This window comes from Mesorhizobium calcicola, from assembly GCF_042682105.1.
In the GTDB taxonomy this organism is placed as follows: domain Bacteria; phylum Pseudomonadota; class Alphaproteobacteria; order Rhizobiales; family Rhizobiaceae; genus Mesorhizobium; species Mesorhizobium calcicola.
This window is the reverse complement of sequence record NZ_JBHUGY010000046.1, coordinates 19,413-38,532: the sequence shown is the minus strand read 5'-3', so window position 1 is coordinate 38,532 and position 19,120 is coordinate 19,413. Positions and strand designations below refer to the sequence as shown.

The window sequence follows — 19,120 nt, the reverse complement described above, 5'->3', positions numbered from 1 at the left end:
CCCTTATGAACTTTTGAAATTATTTGCCTGAACCGGCGATCTGATCGCCGTCGCGGGTCAGGTAGTAGGCGGCGAGGATCGGCAGCAGCGTCACCAGCACCACTACCATCGCCACGACATTGGTGACCGGGCGCTGGCGCGGACGGATCAGCTCTTCCAGCATCCAGATCGGCAGCGTCTGCTGCTGGCCGGCGGTGAAGGTGGTGACGATGACCTCGTCGAAGGACAGCGCGAAGGCGAGCATGCCGCCGGCGAGCAGCGCGGTGGCGATGTTGGGCAGCACCACATGGCGGAAGGTCTGGAAGCCGTCGGCGCCGAGATCCATCGACGCCTCGATCATCGAACCGGAGGTGCGACGGAAACGGGCGACGGCGTTGTTGTAGACGACAACGACGCAGAAGGTGGCGTGGCCGAGCACGATCGTCCAGAACGAGAACGGAATGTCTGCCAGCGAAAAGGCCGAGCGCAAGGCGATGCCGGTGATGATCCCGGGCAGCGCGATCGGCAGGATGACAAGCAGCGAGATGGTTTCGCGACCGAAGAATCTGGTCCGCGACACCGCCGCCGAGCAGAGCGTGCCGAGGATGAGCGCGATCGCGGTCGAGATCGCTGCAACCCTCACCGACAGCGACAGCGCCTGCCAGACGTCCGGCCGGTTCCAGGTGACGGCGAACCATTGCGTGGTCAAGCCCGGCGGCGGCCAGACGAAGCTCTTCTCCTCCGTCGTGAAGGCGTAGACGAAGATCAGCAGGATCGGCAGATGCAGGAACAGCAGCCCGCAAGCGGCGGCGGCCTTAAGGCCGAGTGGAGCGGATTGGCCACGATCAGAGCGCATCGAAGGCCCCCATGCGCTTGGCGCCCCAGAGATAGAAGCCCATGATGACGATCGGCACGACGGTGAAGGCGGCTGCAAGCGGGATGTTGCCGGCGGTGCCTTGCTGCGAATAGACCGCCTGACCGATGAACAGCCGCGAGGTGCCAATGATCTGCGGGATGATGTAGTCGCCGAGCGTCAGCGAGAAGGTGAAGATCGAACCGGCGACGATGCCCGGCAACGCCAGCGGGAACAGCACGTTGCGGAAGGTCTGTCCTGGCGAAGCTCCCAGATCGGACGAGGCCTCGACCAGATTGCCCGGCACGCGCTCGAGCGCCGCCTGCACGGGCAGGATCATGAACGGCAGCCAGACATAGACGAAGACGATGAAGGTGCCGGTGAACGACACCGACAGCGAGTTGCCGCCGACGACCGGCAGCGACAGCCAGGCGTCGAGCAGCCATTGCAGATGCAGCTTGCCGAACAGCCAGGTGAGGATGCCTTCCTTGGCCAGGATCAGCTTCCAGGCGTAGATCTTGACCAGGTAGCTCGACCACAGCGGCAGCATGATGCCGAGATAGAACAGCGCCTTCCAGCGGCCGCGCGCATAGCGCGCCGCGTAGTAGGCGATCGGGAAGGCGACGACGACCGAGGCCAGCGTGACCAGAGCCGCCATCGTCACCGTGCGCAGGATGATGTCGAGATTGGCGGCCTGGAACAGGTCGCCATAGGTCTTCAACGTGAACTCGCGGTTGATCAGGCCGGAGAACTCGTCGATGGAGAAAAAGCTCTGCGCCAGCAGGGCGAACAGCGAGCCGATATAGACGATGCCAAGCCAAAGCACCGGCGGCAGCAGCATGAGCAACAGCAGGACCTTGGGTCTGCGCCAAAAAAGATCCGACAGCGCACCGCGCAAGCCGCCGCTGCCCGGCAGGATGGCGGGGGCCGTGGCACGCGGCATGGCGGCGTCGAGGCTCATACCGGTTCGTCCATCAGATGCAGGTTCTCGCGGTTGAAGGTGAGCACGACCGACTCGCCTTCCCCGGGCAAGACCGTGCCGGCCGGCACAATGGCGTGCAGCTTCAATCCGTCAGCGTCGAGCGCCAGCTTCGTCGTGGCGCCGAGATAGTTGGTCGAGACGAGGCGGGCGGAAACGCCTTCGCCGCTCGCCGCGCGGCCGACGCGAATGGATTCGGGGCGCAGACTGCCCCAGCGATGCTGGCCGGAATAGCGCTGGACGAAGTCCGGCGGCAATACGTTGGAAGAGCCGACGAAATCGGCGACGAAGCGCGTACGGGGCCGCTGGTAGATATCCTCCGGCGTGCCGAGTTGCATGATCTTGCCGTCGTTGAAGACGGCGACGCGGTCGGCCATCGACAGCGCCTCGCCCTGGTCGTGGGTGACGAAGACGAAGGTGATGCCGAGCGCCTTCTGCAGTGACTTCAGTTCTTCCTGCATGTTCTCGCGCAGCTTCAGATCGAGGGCGCCGAGCGGTTCGTCGAGCAGCAGCACCTTAGGCTGGTTGACCAGCGCGCGGGCGAGCGCGACGCGCTGGCGCTGGCCGCCGGAAAGCTGGCCGGGGCGGCGGGCGCCATAGCCGGGCAGCCGCACCAGCGACAGCGCCTCTTCCGCCGCCTTGTGCCGTTCAGCCTTGCCGACGCCCTTGACCATCAGCCCGTAGGCGACGTTGTCGAGCACGTTGAGGTGCGGGAACAGCGCATAATCCTGGAACACGGTGTTGACGTTGCGGCGATAGGGCGGCACGCCCTCGGCGCGTTCGCCGAAAATCGAGATCGAGCCCGCGGTCGGCTGCTCGAAACCGGCGATGAGGCGCAGGCAGGTGGTCTTGCCGGAACCGGACGGCCCGAGCATGGCGAAGAACTCGCCCGGGGCGATGTCGAGATCGACCGCGTCGACAGCACGAACGCTGCCGAAATGGCGCGAAACTTGTCGGAAGGAGACGGCGGAGGTCATGGGCTGTCAGCCTGTTGCCGGTTTAGTTTTGTCATCCTCACCTGCAGAACCTTGGCTAGGATGGCGAATTCGCGCGCCGCTTCACCCCCCTCGATGGGGGGGGTCGCGGCGAAGCCGCGGGTGGGGGTGATTTCACAAGCAAACCGTGTCAGGGCAGACCCCCACCCCGACGCTGCGCGTCGACCCTCCCCAAAAGGGGGAGGGTAAGGGCACTCACCGCCCGCCGATGACGCCGATATAGTCCGACACCCAGCGGTAGTAGGGCACGCACTGGTCGCTCTGGCTGGCGCATTTCGACACCGGCGTCTTCCAGAACTTGATCTTTTTGAAATTGTCGTAGCCGTTGGTCTTGCAGCCTTCGTCGGTCAACAGCTCGTTGCCCTTGCAGGCGGCGGGCACGACCGGCAGCGAACCGAACCAGGCCGAGACGTCGCCCTGCACCTTCGGCGACAGCGAATGCTCGAGCCACATGTAGGCGCAGTTGGGGTTGGCCGAATCGGCTTCCATCATGGTGGTGTCGGCCCAGCCGGTGACGCCTTCTTCAGGCACGGTCGAGGCGACCGGCTTCTTGGCGGCGACCAGCGCATTGACCTGATACGGCCACGAGCCGGAAGCGACGACGCCCTCGTTCTGGAAATCGTCGACCTGGATGGCGGCGTCGTGCCAGTAGCGGCCGACCAGGGTGCGCTGGACGCGCAGCAGGTCGAGCGCTGCCTTGTACTGGTCCTCGGTCAATTCATAGGGGTCCTTGATGCCGAGTTCCGGCTTGTGGAACATCAGATAGTTGGCGGCATCGGCGATGTGGATCGGCCCGTCATAGGCCTGGACGCGGCCCTTGTTGGACTTGCCGTCCGGCAGCTTCATTTCCTCGAAGACGACGTTCCAGCTCTTCGGCGCTTCCTTGAACACCTCGGTGTTGTACATCAGGATGTTCGGGCCCCACTGATAGGGAACGCCGTAGTGGACGCCGCCGACGGTGAACCACGGGGCATCCTTGAGACGGTCGTCGACCGTCTTCCAGCTCGGGATGAGATCGGTGTTGATCGGCTGCACGCGCTTGCCGGCAACGAGGCGCAGCGATGCATCGCCTGAAGCGGTGACGAGGTCGAAGCCGCCCTCGTTCATCAGCGAGACCATCTCGTCGGAGGTGTTGGCGGTCTTGACGTTGACCTTGCAGCCGGTCTCCTTCTCGAACGAAGTCACCCAGTCATAGCCCTTGTCGGTTTCGCCGCGTTCGATGTAGCCCGGCCAGGCAACGATGTTGACCTGGCCTTCGCCCTTGCCAAGCTCCTTGACCTGGGCGACGGCCTGGCCGGAGAAGGTCAGCGCGACCGTCAAAGCAGTGCATGACTTCAGGAATGAATTCATCGTCGATCTCCCATTTTGGCGCCTGACCGCGAAGCCGGTTTCGGTCTTCGCTAGCGGTCACGCGCGGACTGAAAAACTGTCAGTTCGTCCGTTGGACTCGATGTCGCTCTGGTGGCGGCTTTGGTCCCTGAAAACGAAAGGTGCTTTGAAAAAACCGGTTTCGCAAATTCATTTATCAGAAAGGCGATATCGGTTTTTCCGATAGCCGAGCGCGCCTTCAAGCCAGCGCCGTCACCAGCCAGCAGGCGGCATTGAAGCGAGCCTCACCGTCCTCCACGAAAGGCGCGAACGCAGCAGGCAACACGGTGGTGATTTTTTCGGCCGTTGCCCGGTCAACCTCGCGCAGCGCGGCGCCGACCGGCCCTAGCCGGGTGACATATGTCATCAGATCACCTTCGGCGATCCGACACTGGACATCCACCTTTTCGACTTCGATTGACGACCAGCCGCTCGCTTCAAGGATCCGCTTCACCCTGGCGCCGTTGGCAAAGGCAAACTGCCCCGGCGCATCGGGGTCTGGCGCGGGTGCGGGCGGCAGGAAAGGCGCAGCCGCTCGCGCGGCGGTCGTCATGAAATCATTCTCGACCGGACTGCGCCATGCAACAAAGGCGAGTTTGCCACCGCGCCTTGCGGCCTGTCTTATGTTGGCGAACGCGGCCACGGGATCATCGAAGAACATGACGCCAAAGCGCGAGACAACAGCGTCGAAGTGTGCGAATTCGAACGCATACGCCTGGGCATCGCCCACTTCAAAACTTGCGTTTGCTACCTCTTCCACCGCCGCGCGCTCCGTCGCCAGGGCGACAAGCGGCTGAGAGATGTCGAGCCCAACACAACGTCCATCGTTGCCCACGCGACACGCCATCGCCAGAGTTGTGGCGCCGGCGCCGCAGCCGATGTCCAGGACATTGCCCCCTTCCCCGGGATAGCCGGCATCGACGACCAGCCGCTCGAACGGCGCCAGTATCGGGTCGAGGATCGGCTGCATCGCGACCCAGGCCTTTCCGCTGGTGTCGTTCCAGAGCGCGGATTGCCTTGTGTTTGGCTGCGCGGATTGCGGCATAACGGACCTCGCTTTTCTGTTGCTCTAACCGATCGTCGCGAGCACTTTACGAGTTCAAGCCGACTTGAGGTCAAGCATGAAAGATATGGACATTGCCGAAGTGTCGCGCCGCACCGGCGTGCCCGCCTCGACACTTCGCTACTACGAGGAAAAGGGCCTCATCACCTCGATCGGCCGTCGCGGCCTGCGCCGCTTGTTCGACCCGGCCGTCCTGGAACGGCTCGCCTTGATCATGCTTGGACGCGCCGGTGGATTCGCACTGGACGAGATTTCCGCGATGCTGAGGCCCGACGGCCTGCCGAAAATGGATCGAGGGCGCCTGGATGCCAAGGCGGACGAATTGGACCACACCATCCAGCGCCTGACCGCGATCCGAGAGGCTTTGCGTCACGCCGCCAGATGTCCGGCCGCCCGGCCGATGGAGTGCCCGACGTTCCGCCGCGCCGTCAGGCTTGCGGGCGCCGGCCGCTTCGAGGTTGCTCCGGTCGGGCCGTTCAAGGCGGAGGCGGTTTCCATCACAAGGCGCAAGCGCGAGACTGGCGACGTTCACTTGGAATAGGCCACATTAGCGGCGGACCGTGCGCTGCGACTGGGCAAGGCCGATGAAATCGCGCGCGGCCTGCGGCAGGCTGGAACCGCGCCGCCAGACCATGCCGACCTGGACCACCGGCAAGGAGCCGGAAATATCGCGCGATTCGATGCGGTCGCCTTCCAGCGACCAGGGCCGGTAGACGAGATCGGGCAGCAATGCCACGCCGGCGCCGGTGGCGACCAGACTGCGCACGGCCTCCACCGAACGGGTACGAAAGGCGACATGCGGCTTGGCTCCGATCGCCGTCAGCAGCTTACCGGTGTTCTCCTCGATCTCGTCGACGGTCAGCATAATCAGCGTCTCGCCGGCGATGTCGCCAATGCCGATGATGTCGGCGCCGGCGAGCGGGTGGCCGAGCGGCAGCCAGAGGCGATAGGCCGAGACCTCGAGGATTTCCGACTGCAGCGCCGTGCGGTCGCGCAGGTTGGACGTCACCATCACGGCGATGTCGAGCTTGCCGCCGATCAAGAGATGTTCGAGATAGTCGCCATTGTCCTCGATGGCCGAGACCTCGACGCCCGGATAGGCGCGGCGGTAGCGGGCAAGCAGATCCGACAGCACATAGCCGGCGACCAGCGAGGTGACGCCAAGCTGCAGCCGGCCACCCACTGCTGCCTGCTCGCCGGAGAAAGAGCGGCGTGCGTCGGAAACGTCGGCAAGGATTTTTGTCGCGTGGCGCAGGAACTGGTGGCCTTTGTGGGTGATGTTCAGGCCGCGCGGATGGCGTTCGAACAGTTCGACGCCGAGATCGCTTTCGAGTTCCTTGATCGCTTCGGTGACCGACGATTGCGAGATCGAAAGGTTCTGCGCGGCGCCCGACACCGTGCCTTGCTCGGCAACGGCGATGAAGAACTGCAACTGGCGGATGGTGAAGGCCATGGCCGGACTAAACACCGGCGCAGTCGCGAAGGAAAGCCGATGGCAGAGCTTATCCCATGACTGGAGACTGGTGCTGTAGGCTCAGCCGAGCACCAGCCTGATGCGCCGCCGGCAGGCGGGGCCATAGCGCAGCGCAAGCATGAATGCCGTCTCCAGCGCGACGACGATGACAATGATGCGGAAGCCGAGCTTGAAGGAGTCCTGGCCACTGCCATGCAGCAGATAACCGGTGACGAGAAAGCCCGCATTCCAGAGCATGGCGCCGAGCAGCGTCGCGGCCGCGAAGGGCAAAGCAGGCAGACAAAGCGCGCCGGCCGCGATCGGGAGATAGTTGCGCACAGTCGGGATGAACTGCGCCAACAGCGAGATCCCGAGATGATTGCGGCGGTAGGTCTGACCAAGCTTGTGGTAGGTTGCGGGGCGCAGGAAGACATATCGGCCGAAGCGTTCGACCAGCCTGCCAGCACGGTCAAATCCGATCCGGCGACCGACCGCATACCAGACAAGGCAACCGCTGGTGGAGGCAAGCGTCGTCACCGTCAGCAGGATCAGCAGTGTCACGCCATCCGGGGCCGCCGTCATGCCAAGGAACAGCAGCAGCACGTGCGAGGGCGGGATCGGCAGTATCTTTTCGGTGAAGGCCACGCAGAAGACGCCGAACAAGCCGAAGCCGAGAATGGCCGATAGCGGCCCGGTCATGCGAAGCGCCAGTCATAGGTGCTGAGCGTCTTGATCCTGGCGACGCGATAGACCGTTGCCGGCGGGAAATTGCGGAAGGTGTGGCCGACCCGCGTGACCTCGAGGTCGAGCCGATCGAGCAGCGACTGGTCGAACGGGCAGCGCCGGCCGAGCGTGAACTGATAGAGGGCACCGCCCGGGCGGAGATTTGCGAAAACGCCATCGAGAATGGCGTGCGTCTTGCGCGGCGAAATCAGGCGGAAAGGCAGCCCGCTGACCGCGGCGCCGAACACCGGCCGCTGGAACAGCGACAGCTGGCACAGACCGACGGCATCCATTTCGAACAGCCGGGCCGCTGGGAAGCGCCGCCTGAGCAGCGCGGCGAAATCCGGATCGGACTCGATTAGCGTCAGATCCTCTTCATTGACGCCACGCGCCAGCATCGCCCTGGTGAACGGGCCGGTTCCGGGACCAAGTTCCAGCACCGGGCCGGTGCCGAGACCGATGTCGCGCGTCATCAGCGCCGCCAGGCTGGAACTGGACGGCGTGACGGAGCCGACCCTGAACGGCGCCACGGTCCACGCGGCGAGAAAAGACAAGGCATCACTTGCAGGCATGGCCAACCTCAATCCTGGGCCACAGCGCTCCAACCGGATTGCGGCCACTTGCAGCTTTTGTTTCGGCGTCGGACCCGAAATCAGTTCCATTTTCGGCCCGACGCCTTGGTGTCGGTCGCGGGCGAATCGCCGACACTCGACCCGCACTGTTTGCCGCGACTGGATTGCATAGACATTGCGCAAGGTGGCAGATGCGAAGAAAGGCGCGCCGACGCCCGACGCCAGGCTTTGCCATGCTTGCGCAATGTTGGCGTTGTAGCGCCCGCAGCCCTGGCCTTCGTGAGGGGATGATGGATGCGTATCTTGCTGGTCGAAGACGAACCTGAAATGGTTTCCGCCTTGCGTGCCGCCCTTAAGCGCCACGACATGGTCGTCGATCACGCCGGCTCGCTGTTCGAGGCGGAGGGGTTCGTTGCCGCCGACAGCTACGACGCCATCCTGCTCGACCGGCAGTTGCCGGATGGCGACGGGCTGGCGCTGGTGCCGAGACTGCGTTCGGCGAAGAACAACACGCCGGTGCTGATGCTGACGGCCAAGGGCGATACGTCGGACAAGGTCGATGGGCTGGACATGGGAGCGGACGACTATCTGGCGAAGCCGTTCGCCTTCGAGGAATTGCTGGCCCGGTTGCGTGCGCTGCTCAGGCGCCCGGTGCCGATGCAGTCGCAGTTCATCCGCGCCGGCCATCTGGTGCTCGATGTCGGGTATCGCGAGGCGTCGATCCGCGGCGAGCCGCTCAGCCTGCCGCGCCGCGAGCTTCTGGTGCTGGAGGCGCTGATGCGACGCACCGGCCGCATGGTGCAGCGCGAGGCGCTGATGGAAGCAGTGTTCGGCCTCGACGACGAAATCCAGTCCAACGCGCTCGACACCCACGTCTCGCGCCTGCGCCGAAAGCTTGCCGACGCAAACAGTGGCGTGACGATCAACGGCATCCGCGGCGTCGGCTATCTCTTGCGCGAAACGACATGAGCGCCACGCGATGAGCATCAGACGCCCGCGCTCGCTCAAATGGAGCCTGGTGCTGCGCATCGCGTTGCTGCAATGCGCGATGCTGACGCTGATCATCGTCGGCATTCTCGGCACCATGCTGGCCACCGGGCTCATTCCGCATGATTACGAGGACGGCACAATGGACGTGCTGGCGGATGCGCTGGCGCGCGATGCGAGCGGCAGGCTTGTCCTCAACGAGACGCCGGATATGACGACGCTGCGATCGAACGTTGCGGACCTCTGGTTCATCATCCGCGACAAGCAGGGGCAGCGGCTGCAGGAGGGAAGGGTGCCTGCCAGCTTCCAGCCCTTTGTCGGGCTGCTGGACAACATCAGCGACGCCCGTTTCGACCATGCCCTCGGGCAAGCCGCGCCGCCGGCGGGAAAGATACGCTGGACCGATACGGCGGCCGGCAACGTCCAGATCATGACCGGCACCAAGGGCGGACTTTCGCTGCTGCGCCTGCTCGGGCAGGCGCCACAATTCTTCCTGCAGGGGATATTGCCACTTGCCGGGCTGATGGCGCTGGCCACGCTGTTCGCGACGCCCTGGGTGGTGCGCGGCGCGCTTTCGGGCCTTGGCCTTGCGGCCGCCGAGGCCGAGCGCATCGACATCGACCAGCGCGGCGTACAGCTGCCGCTGAAGGACGTGCCGATGGAAGTGACGCCGCTGGTGAAGGCGGTGAATGCCGCGCTCGCGCGCCTCGACAAGGGCTATGAGCGACACAAGCGTTTCCTGACCGACGCGGCACATGAGCTCCGGACGCCGGTCGCCATCCTCAACACGCGCCTTGCCTCATTACCGGCGACACCGGAACGGGCGCGGCTGCTGCAGGACGCGGCCAGGCTTTCGACGCTGACCGACCAGTTGCTCGACCTGCAGCGCCTCGACCGGCAGGCGGCGGCTTTCGAGACGGTCGACCTTGTGGCGATCGCCCGCGGCGTCATTGTCGACCTCGCGCCGATGGCGTTTTCGGCCGGATACGAGATGTCGTTCGAACCGGCGAGAGAGACGGTTTTCGCCACCGGCGACCGCACCGCGATCGAACGCGCCGTCACCAATCTCGTCCAGAACGCCATCGAGCATGGCGGCCGTGCCGGCAAGATCACCGTCGTCGTCACCGCCCCTGCCATCATCGAGGTGCGGGACGAGGGCGGCGGTGTGCCACTGGGCGAGCGGGAGCGCATCTTCGAGCCCTTCTACCGGCTGCGGCCGCGGGATCACGGTGCCGGGCTCGGCCTCAACCTGGTGCAGGAAATCATGCACCTGCATGGCGGACGCATCGAGATCCTCGACGGCAAGCCGAGCGGCGCCTGCTTCAGGATGACTTTTCGCGCTTTGCCCGCATAGGCCTCTTTCAGGTTCCGGATTTAGAACCCGGCTGTGCCGCCGGCAATGCTGAGCCGCGCGCCGGCTTGCGAGAGGGCCGCGGCAATGTCGCGTGGTGGCGACCGATCGGTGGCGAGTTCGGAAAAGCCGTCGAGGCCGCAGACCTGGACCAGGCCCAGGCGGCCGAACTTGCTGTGATCGGTGATGACGAGCGAACGCTGGCCGCGCGACAGCACCATGCGGGCGAACTCGGCCTCTTCCAGATCATAGTCCATGACGCCCATCACAGCATCGACGGCGCCGGTGGAGATAATGGCGTGGCTGACCGAGAAACGGCTGACGAAGTCGATGGCCGAGGCCCCGAAGGCGGCGCCCGAATCGCTGCGCAATTCGCCGCCCGTCATGTAGACCTTGTTGCCGTTGACGGTGGCCAGCGTGCGGGCGATGTCCGACGAGTTGGTGACGACCGTCAGGCGCCGGTGGCCGAGCAGTTCACGGGCCAGGAACGAGGTCGTCGTGCCGGTGTCGAGCATGATCGATTCACCGTCGCGGATGGTGGCGGCAACCATGCGGGCGATGACGCGCTTGGCGTCGGCATTCTCGCGCATGCGCCGTTCGAATGGCGCTTCGCCGATCATCGACGGCAGGCTGATGGCGCCATGCATCTTGAGGACGGAGCCGTCGCCGGTGAGTGGCTTGACGTCCCGGCGCACGGTCTCGAGTGAGACGCCCAGCCGGTCGGCCAGGCTGGCAATGGTGACGGTCCCCTCTTCCTGCAGCAGCCGCAGGATCTCGCCGTGTCGTTTTGAATGGACCATTTGGGTTTCCCGACTTAGCCCTTTGCCCGATTCTAAGCTAATTCGAGTGGTTTTAAAGGAATTGCCCGATGATTTCGGGCAAAATACCCAAAAAAAGTCACAGCTTTTTGTTGACAGGCAGGCAACCTTGGCGTGAAATCGAGACATTACACGGGTTCGGAGCTGCAACAGGAGGGTGATGGCAGAGCCGCAACTCACTGGCTAGGCCGTCTTGAACGTGTCTGGCGCAAGGAATTTTCAGATCCGCGGGGGCGGATGCCGGGGTCAAAAACCTGGCCGTGGGGCTCGTCGGTGCGGTGCGGGATACCGATCCTGGCGTCTCGCACCGACGAGATTTTTTCGTTGCTCCCTGTTGTTGTTGCGCCGTCCATGGCCCCTTGTCGAAGCCTAGCAAACCCGGGATGATTCCATGACCGCCGAGGATCGCATCCGCGCCTTGCCCTGCTGGACCGGCGGCATCGAGATTGCGCCGCTGCCCGGCGGCTTGAGCAATGCCAATTACGTGGTCAAGGATGCGGCCGGAAAGCATGTCGTGCGCTTCGGCCAGGACTATCCGTTCCATCACGTCTTTCGCGAGCGCGAGGTGATGACCGCGCGGGCGGCACACGCCGCCGGTTTCGCGCCAGCCGTCCTCCATGCCGAACCGGGCATCCTGGTGACGGAGTTCCTTGGTGCGAAAACCTATCTTGCCGAGGACGTGCGCGCCAATCTTGGCCGTGTCGCGGCGCTGATGCGCGGCTTCCACCGGGAGATGCCCAATCACGTCTCCGGCGCCGGCTTCATGTTCTGGGTGTTCCACGTCATTCGCGATTATGCGCGCACGCTTGAAGAGGGCGGCAGCCGCAAGCGCAGCGAATTGCCGCGCCTGCTGACGCTGGCCGACGAACTGGAGCGTGCGCAGAAATTGCTGCCGATCGTCTTCGGCCACAATGATCTTTTGCCGGCCAATATTCTCGACGACGGCAACAGACTGTGGCTGATCGACTTCGAGTATGCCGGCTTCAACACGGCGATGTTCGACCTCGCCGGCGTCGCCTCGAATGCCGGCATGAGCGACGAGGAATCCTTCGCCTTCCTGACCGCCTATTTCATGAAGGAACCGGACGAGGCGATCCGCCGTTCGCACGCGGCCATGCAATGCGCCTCGCTGCTGCGCGAGGCGATGTGGAGCATGGTGTCGGAACTCTACCTCGACGCGCCCGGCATCGACTACGTCGCCTACACCGAGGAAAACCTGACGCGGCTCGATGCGGCGCTGGAAAACTACAGAACGAAGTACGGGATACAGAAATCATGACATTGCCCAGCCAGGCCGCGGTCGTCGTCATCGGCGGCGGCATCATCGGCTGTTCGACGGCCTATCATCTGGCGCGCGACCACAAGGCCGACGTGCTGCTGCTCGAACAGGGCAAGTTGACCTCGGGCTCGACCTGGCACGCCGCCGGCCTTGTCGGGCAGTTGCGTTCGTCGGCCTCGATCACCCGCGTGCTGAAGTACTCCGTCGACCTCTACAAGGGGCTGGAAGCCGAAACCGGCCTTGCCACCGGCTGGAAGATGACCGGCTGCCTGCGGCTCGCCGCCAACGCCGACCGCTGGACCGAGTACAAAAGGCTGGCGACGACGGCGAAGAGCTTCGGCATGGACATGCAGTTGCTGTCGCCGGCCGAGGTCAAATCCATGTGGCCGCTCCTCGAAACCGGCGATCTTGTCGGCGCCTCCTGGCTGCCGACCGACGGGCAAGCGAGCCCCTCCGACATCACCCAGTCGCTGGCGAAAGGCGCGCGCATGCATGGCGCGAGACTGTTCGAGGATGTGCGCGTCACCGGCTTCGAGATGAAGGACGGCCGCATCACGCTGGTGAAGACCAGCAAGGGCGACATCGCCTGCGACAAGGTGGTGAACTGCGCCGGGCAATGGGCGCGGCAGGTGGGTGCGATGGCCGGCATCAACGTGCCGCTGCAGCCGGTGAAGCATCAGTACATCATCACCGAGAAGATCGACGGACTGGCGACCGACGCGCCGACCATCCGCGACCCCGACCGGCGTACCTATTTCAAGGAGGAGGTCGGCGGGCTGGTGATGGGCGGCTACGAGCCGAACCCGCTAGCCTGGATGACCGGTGATGTGCCTGACGATTGGGAATTCCGGCTGTTCGACGACGATTACGACCATTTCGAGCAGCATATGACGCAGGCTATCGCGCGTGTGCCGGCGCTGGAGACTGTCGGCGTCAAGCAGATGATCAACGGACCGGAGAGCTTTACGCCGGACGGCAATTTCATTCTCGGCGCGGCACCCGAATGCGCCAACATGTTCGTCGGCGCCGGCTTCAACGCCTTCGGCATCGCCTCGGGTGGCGGCGCCGGATGGGTGCTGGCGCAATGGGTGGTCGACGGCGAAGCGCCGCTCGACCTGTGGGTGGTCGACATCAGGCGCTTTTCCAACCTGCACCGCGACCGGCAATGGGTCTGCGACCGTACGCTCGAAGCCTATGGCAAGCACTATACGATCGGCTTCCCACATGAGGAGTACGCCAGCGGGCGGCCACGCATCGTCTCGCCGCTTTACAACAGGCTGCAACAGCAGCGCGCCGTGTTCGGCTCGAAGCTCGGCTGGGAACGGCCGAACTGGTTCGCGCCAGAAGGTATCGAGCCGCGGGACGTTTATTCGATGGGCCGGCAGAACTGGTTCGCGGCCGTCGGCGACGAGCACCGGCATGTGCGTGAGAAGGTCGGCATCTTCGATCAGTCGTCCTTCGCCAAATACGAACTGAGCGGACCCGACGCGCTGAAGGCGCTGGACTGGATCTGCGCCAACGACGTCAGCAAGCCGGTCGGGCGGCTGACCTACACCCAGCTTCTCAACACGCGCGGCGGCATCGAGGCTGATCTCACGGTGGCGCGGCTGGGCGAGGAGAAGTTCTACATCGTCACCGGCACCGGGTTCCGCACGCATGATCTGTCATGGATCGGCGACCATATCGGCGACGGGCTCAATGCCGAGATTGTCGATGTCACCGAGGATTTCGGCACGCTGTCGCTGATGGGTCCTCGGGCGCGTGACGTGCTTTCGGCCGTGACCGAAGCCGACGTGTCGAACGCCAGCTTCCCGTTCGGCCATGTGCGCGAGATTGCCATCGCCGGCCATACAGTGCGGGCGCTGCGCGTCACCTATGTCGGCGAGCTCGGCTGGGAACTGCATGTGCCGATCGCGGCGACCGGCGAGGTCTTCGACGCGCTGATGACGGCCGGCGCGAAGCACGGCATCCGCCCGGTCGGCTATCGCGCCTTGGAATCGCTGCGGCTGGAAAAGGGCTATCGCGCCTGGGGCTCCGACATCACCCCCAACGACACACCGCAGGAAGCCGGGCTCGGCTGGGCGGTCAAGCTGCGCAAGAACACCGATTTCGTCGGACGGCGGGCGCTTGAGATAGCCATCGGCGCGGCATTGAAGAAACGCTTTGCCGGCTTCACGGTCGATGATCCGGAGATCGTGCTGCTCGGCCGCGAGACCATCCTGCGCAATGGCGAGCCGGTCGGTTATCTCACCAGCGGCGGTTATGGCTACACGGTCGGCAGGAACATCGGCTACGGCTACGTGCGCAACGCCGACGGGGTGAGCGACGATTTTCTCGCCTCGGGCGACTACGAACTGGTTGTGGCGATGGAGCGGACACCGGCCAAAATCCATCTCGGGCCGATGTACGACCCGGCAGCTGCCAAGGTCAAAGCGTAGATCGGCGTTAAAGCGTAGATCAGGCGACGCGGAGGGCGAGACCGCGGCTTGGCACGGTGTCGGCCTCGCCCGGCATGGAGACGTAAGGACGCGTTTCCTCGACGCGGGTGACGACGCCTTGCGCCTCGAGTTCGGCGATGCGCGCGCCAAAGCCGGCTTCCCACAGCGTGTTCTTGACTGTCAGCACGATGATGCCGCCCGGCCGGCAGATGCGGATCAGCTCGTCCAGCCCCTCGGCACCGACATGGCCGGAGGTGAAGACGCCGGCCGAAATAATGCCGGCATAGGCGTCGTCGGCAAAGGGCAGCTTGCCGCCGAGCGCCAGGCAATGCAGCGCCGAGTAGACCCCCTTGCGGGCCGCCTGATCCAGCATGCCTTGTGAAATGTCGAGTGCCTCGACCTGGGGATAGCCTGTTATATCAAGCCATTCGCCGATGAGCCCGGTGCCGGCCCCGGCGTCGAGCAGTGGTGCGGCACCGCGCGGCAGATGGCGCGTCAGCAGCGCAAGGCAGATCGTCGGATGGCGGTAACCGGCGGCCGACATGTCGGCGTCATAGGTTTGCGACCAACGGTCATAAAGCGCGGCAACGTCCTCTGGCCGCTTCGCCGCGTAGGCCTCGGCAAGCGGGCCCTGATGTTTGTTGTCCGCCACTTTTGTCCTGTCCACCAATCCTCGGTCTCGCATCGCATGATAGCCAAAGCACGAAAATTGTGGAACCGTCGCCAAGACAAATAACAGCGTGGGGGCGCAGGCATGGTGACAGACGAGGCGCGTGCGGCACTTGCCGCCATTCCCATCCTGGCCGGCTACACCGGACCGCTCGAACGGCTTGGTGGCCTCACCAACCTGGTCTTCAAAGCTGGCGAGTTCTGCCTGCGCATTCCCGGCAAGGGCACCGAGGAATACATCAACCGCGCCAACGAGGCGGTGGCCGCGCGCGAAGCGGCAAGGGCCGGGGTCAGTCCCGAGGTGCTGCATGTCGATTCCGCCACCGGGGTCATGGTGACGCGCTTCATCGCCGGCGCCGAGACGATGTCGCCGGAAAAATTCAAGACACGACCGGGCTGCCCGACCCGCGCCGGCGAAGCCTTCCGCAAGCTGCACAATTCCGGCGCGGTGTTTCCCTTCCGCTTCGAACTGTTTGCGATGATCGACGACTATCTCAAGGTGCTGTCGACCAGGGATGTCGCCCTGCCCGCCGGCTATCACGACGTGGTGCGCGAGGCCGGGAGCGTTCGGTCGGCACTCGCCGCCCATCCGCTCCCGCTCGTCGCCTGCCACTGCGATCCGCTGTGCGAGAACTTTCTCGATGCGGGCGACAGGATGTGGATCGTCGACTGGGAATATTCGGGGATGAACGATCCGCTCTGGGACCTCGGCGACCTCAGTGTCGAAGGCAAGTTCGATACGGCGCAGGACGAAGAGATGATGCGCGCCTATTTCGGCGGCGAGGCCAAACCGGCCGAGCGCGGCCGCATCGTCATCTACAAGGCGATGTGCGACCTGCTTTGGACGCTGTGGGGCCTGATCCAGCTCGCCAACAACAATCCGGTCGACGATTTCCGCGCCTATGCCGATGGCCGGTTTGCGCGCTGCAAGGCGCTGATGGAAACGCCGGAGTTTTCACGGCACCTGGCGGCGATACGCCAAGGCTAGTCACGCACCGGAAACCTAATTGACACCCTTCGGCACGTTTTCGGGCGGCACCGTGGTATCGACCACTTTCTGGCGGTGGAAGATGAACAGGCCGGCGAGGACGACGATGCCCGAACCGATCAGGATGCGCGGGCCTGGAACGTCACCGAAGAACACCAGCCCAAACACCACCGCCCACAAGAGCAGCGTGTAGTGCAGTGGCGCCAGCGTCGAGGCCGGCGCCAGCTTGAGCGCCCTGGTGATCATCAGATGCGCGCCGCATGAGACGATGCCGAGCAGCAGCATGGCGCCGAAATCGAGCGCCGACGGCGTCTGCCAGGCGCCGATGGTCAGCACGCCGCCGACCACCATCGTGCCGATGGTCTGCCATGTCACCAGATTGGTGTCGCTGGTGCCGCGCAGCCGCCGGTTGAGGATAATGGCGAAGGCGAAGGCAATGCTGCCGGCGAGCGCGAAGCCCGATGACAGCGAGAACGCCGCCGAGGAGGGTTTCAGCATGATCAGCACGCCGCAGAAGCCGAGCAGGATCGCCATCCAGCGGCGCCAGCCGACCTTTTCGCCAAGCAACAAATGCGAGAGCGCCGCGACATAGATCGGCCCGGCCATATAGAAGCTCATGACGTCCGCAAGCGGCAGGTAGACGACGGCGGCGTAGAACAGTGCCGTGTCGAGCGTGGTCATCACCACGCGCAGCAACTGCAGCTCGAGCCGCTCCATGTGAAACAGCTTGGCCGTGCCCTGATGGGCGATCATCGGACCAAGTACGAAGAAGGCGCCGACGGAACGGATCAGCACCACCTGACCGACGGAGAAGCTGGCGACCAGCCACTTGCCCATCGCGTCGTTCAGCGCAAACAGGAAGTCGCCGGCCAGCATCAGCAGGATGCCGGCCAGAAGCACGTTCCTGATGGTCGAATTCTGCGCCACGGGCTGCGTCATGCCGATCCCGATTCCTCCCCTGCGTAGCCGCGTCGTAGACGCAAGCGGCTGCTTTGACGAGGAGAAATCCGGCAATCGGCAAGGCCAGAACCGGGAATCGGCTGGGTCTGGCCTGTTCTAGAGCAATTCCAGGAAAAGTGTGAAACGGTTTTCCGTCCGGAATTGCGTCAAAACAAACAGATAGAGCAGTTCGGCGTTTCCGTGAAACGGTGAACCGCTCTATCGGGCCTGATGCGGCGTCCGGTGCCTGCGGTTCACTTGGCCGGGCCGGCCCGGGATGGACAGCCTGGTATCCTGCTTCGTCCGCTCCGCCACCACCTTGCCCCTGGCGATGACGCACAGGCGCTCGGCGCGCAGGCGCAGGGCCTCGATCGGATTGCCGGCATCGAGGATGACCAGGCTGGCGCGCTTGCCAACCGCCAGGCCGAAATGATCGAGCCCCATGATCGACGCGTTGACATTGGTGACCATATCGAAGCAGCGCGCCATGTCGGCCGGGCTCGACATCTGGGCAACGTGCAGGCCCATGAAGGCGACATCGAGCATGTCGGCGGTGCCGAGCGAATACCAGGGGTCGAGCACACAATCCTGGCCCCAGCCGACCCGGATGCCGAGCGCCTGCATCTCCTTGACCCGGGTCAGGCCACGGCGCTTGGGGAAGGTGTCATGGCGGCCCTGCAGCATGATGTTGATCAGCGGATTGGGGATCGCCGAAACGCCCGCCTCGGCGATCAGCGGCAGAAGCTTCGAGACGTAGTAGTTGTCCATCGAATGCATCGAGGTGAGATGCGAGCCGGCGACCTTGCCCTGCAGGCCGAGGCGTAGCGTCTCACAGGCCAGCTGCTCGATATGGCGCGACAGCGGGTCATCGGTCTCGTCGCAATGCAGGTCGACCATTAGACCGCGCCCGGCCGCGATCTCGCACAGCTCCGTCACCGAGCGCGTGCCGTCGGCCATGGTGCGCTCGAAATGCGGAATGCCGCCGACGATGTCGACGCCCATGTCGAGCGCGCGGATGGTGTTTTCACGCGCCGTCGGCGAGCGGTAAAACCCGTCCTGCGGAAAGGCGACCAATTGCAGGTCGATATACGGGGCGATCGTCTTCTTGACGTCGAGCAGGGCCTCCACCGCCAGCAGCCTGTCATCGCAGACATCGACATGGGTGCGGATGGCGAGCAGGCCCATCGACACCGCCCAGTCGCAATAGGCAAGGGCGCGGTCGCGCACGGCCTCATGCGTCAACAACGGCTTCAACTCGCCCCACAGCGAGATGCCTTCGAGCAGCGTGCCCGACGCGTTGATGCGCGGGATGCCATAGGAGAGCGTTGCATCCATGTGGAAATGCGGGTCGACGAAGGGCGGCGAGACCAGATTGCCACTGGCATCGATCGCGGTGCCGGCAGTGACATCGAGCTTCGGCTCGATCGCCGCGATCGTCTCGCCAACGATGCCGATGTCGGCGACCCTGCCATCAGGCAGCGTGCCGCCGCGAACGATAAGGTCGAAATCCATCTGTCGTCGTCCTGTTGAAGAATCAGCATCCTATCGTGGCGGCAAAAATATCTGCAGCGCTTGTGCTGCCCCTCATCCGCCTGCCGGCACCTTCTCCCCATAGTGACGGGGAGAAGGGAGATGCAGCGACATCGCCGCTCTTTGTCAACGCCTG

18 protein-coding genes are annotated in these 19,120 nt (G+C 64.3%); 6 read left to right on the top strand and 12 right to left on the bottom strand.

The annotated features are described in order from the left end of the window. Positions 1–19: 19 nt before the first annotated feature. The 5 genes from ACFSQT_RS27685 to ACFSQT_RS27665 all read right to left on the bottom strand — a co-directional run bounded on the left by ACFSQT_RS27685 (position 20) and on the right by ACFSQT_RS27665 (position 5,144). Positions 20–835: an ABC transporter permease gene (locus tag ACFSQT_RS27685; RefSeq protein ID WP_379024108.1), complete on the bottom strand. Its 816-nt coding sequence runs from the start codon at positions 833–835 to the stop codon at positions 20–22. After that, entirely contained in the window at positions 825–1,793 is a 969-nt protein-coding gene (locus ACFSQT_RS27680; RefSeq protein ID WP_379024106.1) for an ABC transporter permease, read from the bottom strand. Before ACFSQT_RS27680 ends, ACFSQT_RS27685 begins: the two co-directional genes overlap by 11 nt. Continuing rightward, a complete protein-coding gene (locus tag ACFSQT_RS27675) occupies positions 1,790–2,788 on the bottom strand; it encodes an ABC transporter ATP-binding protein (protein WP_379024103.1) in 999 nt (332 codons plus the stop codon). The genes ACFSQT_RS27680 and ACFSQT_RS27675 overlap by 4 nt, the downstream gene beginning before the upstream one ends. Positions 2,789–3,001: 213 nt before the next feature. Next, on the bottom strand, positions 3,002–4,156 hold the full coding sequence (locus ACFSQT_RS27670) for an ABC transporter substrate-binding protein (RefSeq protein WP_379024101.1): 1,155 nt from the start codon (positions 4,154–4,156) through the stop codon (positions 3,002–3,004). 217 nt (positions 4,157–4,373) lie between these two features. Then, positions 4,374–5,144 (bottom strand): class I SAM-dependent methyltransferase, encoded by a 771-nt coding sequence (locus tag ACFSQT_RS27665; RefSeq protein ID WP_379024099.1) that lies wholly within the window; start codon positions 5,142–5,144, stop codon positions 4,374–4,376. Positions 5,145–5,295: 151 nt separating this feature from the next. Between ACFSQT_RS27665 and ACFSQT_RS27660 the strand changes: the two genes are divergently transcribed. Continuing rightward, positions 5,296–5,778 carry a helix-turn-helix domain-containing protein gene (locus tag ACFSQT_RS27660; RefSeq protein WP_379024097.1) on the top strand — a complete coding sequence of 161 codons (483 nt, stop codon included), beginning with the start codon at positions 5,296–5,298 and terminating at the stop codon, positions 5,776–5,778. A 6-nt stretch (positions 5,779–5,784) separates the two neighbouring features. On the opposite strand, the gene ACFSQT_RS27655 is transcribed toward ACFSQT_RS27660, so the two are convergent. The 3 genes from ACFSQT_RS27655 to ACFSQT_RS27645 form a co-directional block, all read right to left on the bottom strand. Beyond that, positions 5,785–6,690 (bottom strand): LysR family transcriptional regulator, encoded by a 906-nt coding sequence (locus ACFSQT_RS27655; protein WP_379024095.1) that lies wholly within the window; start codon positions 6,688–6,690, stop codon positions 5,785–5,787. Positions 6,691–6,771: 81 nt separating this feature from the next. Beyond that, positions 6,772–7,389, bottom strand: a complete 618-nt coding sequence (locus ACFSQT_RS27650) for a DedA family protein (RefSeq protein ID WP_379024093.1) — start codon at positions 7,387–7,389, stop codon at positions 6,772–6,774. Beyond that, positions 7,386–7,985, bottom strand: coding sequence for a class I SAM-dependent methyltransferase (locus ACFSQT_RS27645; protein ID WP_379024091.1), 600 nt, complete (start codon positions 7,983–7,985; stop codon positions 7,386–7,388). Before ACFSQT_RS27645 ends, ACFSQT_RS27650 begins: the two co-directional genes overlap by 4 nt. 294 nt (positions 7,986–8,279) lie before the next feature. Between ACFSQT_RS27645 and ACFSQT_RS27640 the strand changes: the two genes are divergently transcribed. Together ACFSQT_RS27640 and ACFSQT_RS27635 are read left to right on the top strand one after the other, a co-directional pair. Then, positions 8,280–8,954: a response regulator transcription factor gene (locus ACFSQT_RS27640; RefSeq protein ID WP_379024089.1), complete on the top strand. Its 675-nt coding sequence runs from the start codon at positions 8,280–8,282 to the stop codon at positions 8,952–8,954. A 10-nt stretch (positions 8,955–8,964) separates the two neighbouring features. Further along, complete coding sequence (locus tag ACFSQT_RS27635) at positions 8,965–10,326, top strand: sensor histidine kinase (RefSeq protein WP_379024087.1); 1,362 nt, start codon at positions 8,965–8,967, stop codon at positions 10,324–10,326. A gap of 20 nt (positions 10,327–10,346) precedes the next feature. Here the strand turns inward: ACFSQT_RS27635 and ACFSQT_RS27630 are convergent, their stop codons facing one another. Then, on the bottom strand, positions 10,347–11,123 hold the full coding sequence (locus tag ACFSQT_RS27630) for a DeoR/GlpR family DNA-binding transcription regulator (protein ID WP_379024085.1): 777 nt from the start codon (positions 11,121–11,123) through the stop codon (positions 10,347–10,349). 409 nt (positions 11,124–11,532) lie between these two features. Between ACFSQT_RS27630 and ACFSQT_RS27625 the strand changes: the two genes are divergently transcribed. Both ACFSQT_RS27625 and ACFSQT_RS27620 read left to right on the top strand, forming a co-directional pair. Next, positions 11,533–12,420, top strand: coding sequence for a phosphotransferase (locus ACFSQT_RS27625; protein ID WP_379024083.1), 888 nt, complete (start codon positions 11,533–11,535; stop codon positions 12,418–12,420). Next, positions 12,417–14,858 (top strand): GcvT family protein, encoded by a 2,442-nt coding sequence (locus ACFSQT_RS27620; RefSeq protein WP_379024081.1) that lies wholly within the window; start codon positions 12,417–12,419, stop codon positions 14,856–14,858. The genes ACFSQT_RS27625 and ACFSQT_RS27620 overlap by 4 nt, the downstream gene beginning before the upstream one ends. A 19-nt stretch (positions 14,859–14,877) precedes the next feature. On the opposite strand, the gene ACFSQT_RS27615 is transcribed toward ACFSQT_RS27620, so the two are convergent. Continuing rightward, complete coding sequence (locus ACFSQT_RS27615; protein WP_379024079.1) at positions 14,878–15,510, bottom strand: class I SAM-dependent DNA methyltransferase; 633 nt, start codon at positions 15,508–15,510, stop codon at positions 14,878–14,880. Positions 15,511–15,612: 102 nt separating this feature from the next. Here ACFSQT_RS27615 and ACFSQT_RS27610 point away from each other — a divergent pair, with 102 nt between their 5' ends. Next, positions 15,613–16,515, top strand: a complete 903-nt coding sequence (locus ACFSQT_RS27610) for a phosphotransferase (protein WP_379024077.1) — start codon at positions 15,613–15,615, stop codon at positions 16,513–16,515. A 15-nt stretch (positions 16,516–16,530) separates the two neighbouring features. On the opposite strand, the gene ACFSQT_RS27605 is transcribed toward ACFSQT_RS27610, so the two are convergent. Further along, positions 16,531–17,454: a DMT family transporter gene (locus ACFSQT_RS27605; protein ID WP_379024075.1), complete on the bottom strand. Its 924-nt coding sequence runs from the start codon at positions 17,452–17,454 to the stop codon at positions 16,531–16,533. A 219-nt stretch (positions 17,455–17,673) separates the two neighbouring features. Further along, entirely contained in the window at positions 17,674–18,966 is a 1,293-nt protein-coding gene (locus ACFSQT_RS27600) for an amidohydrolase family protein (RefSeq protein ID WP_379024073.1), read from the bottom strand. Between the last annotated feature and the right edge of the window lie 154 nt (positions 18,967–19,120).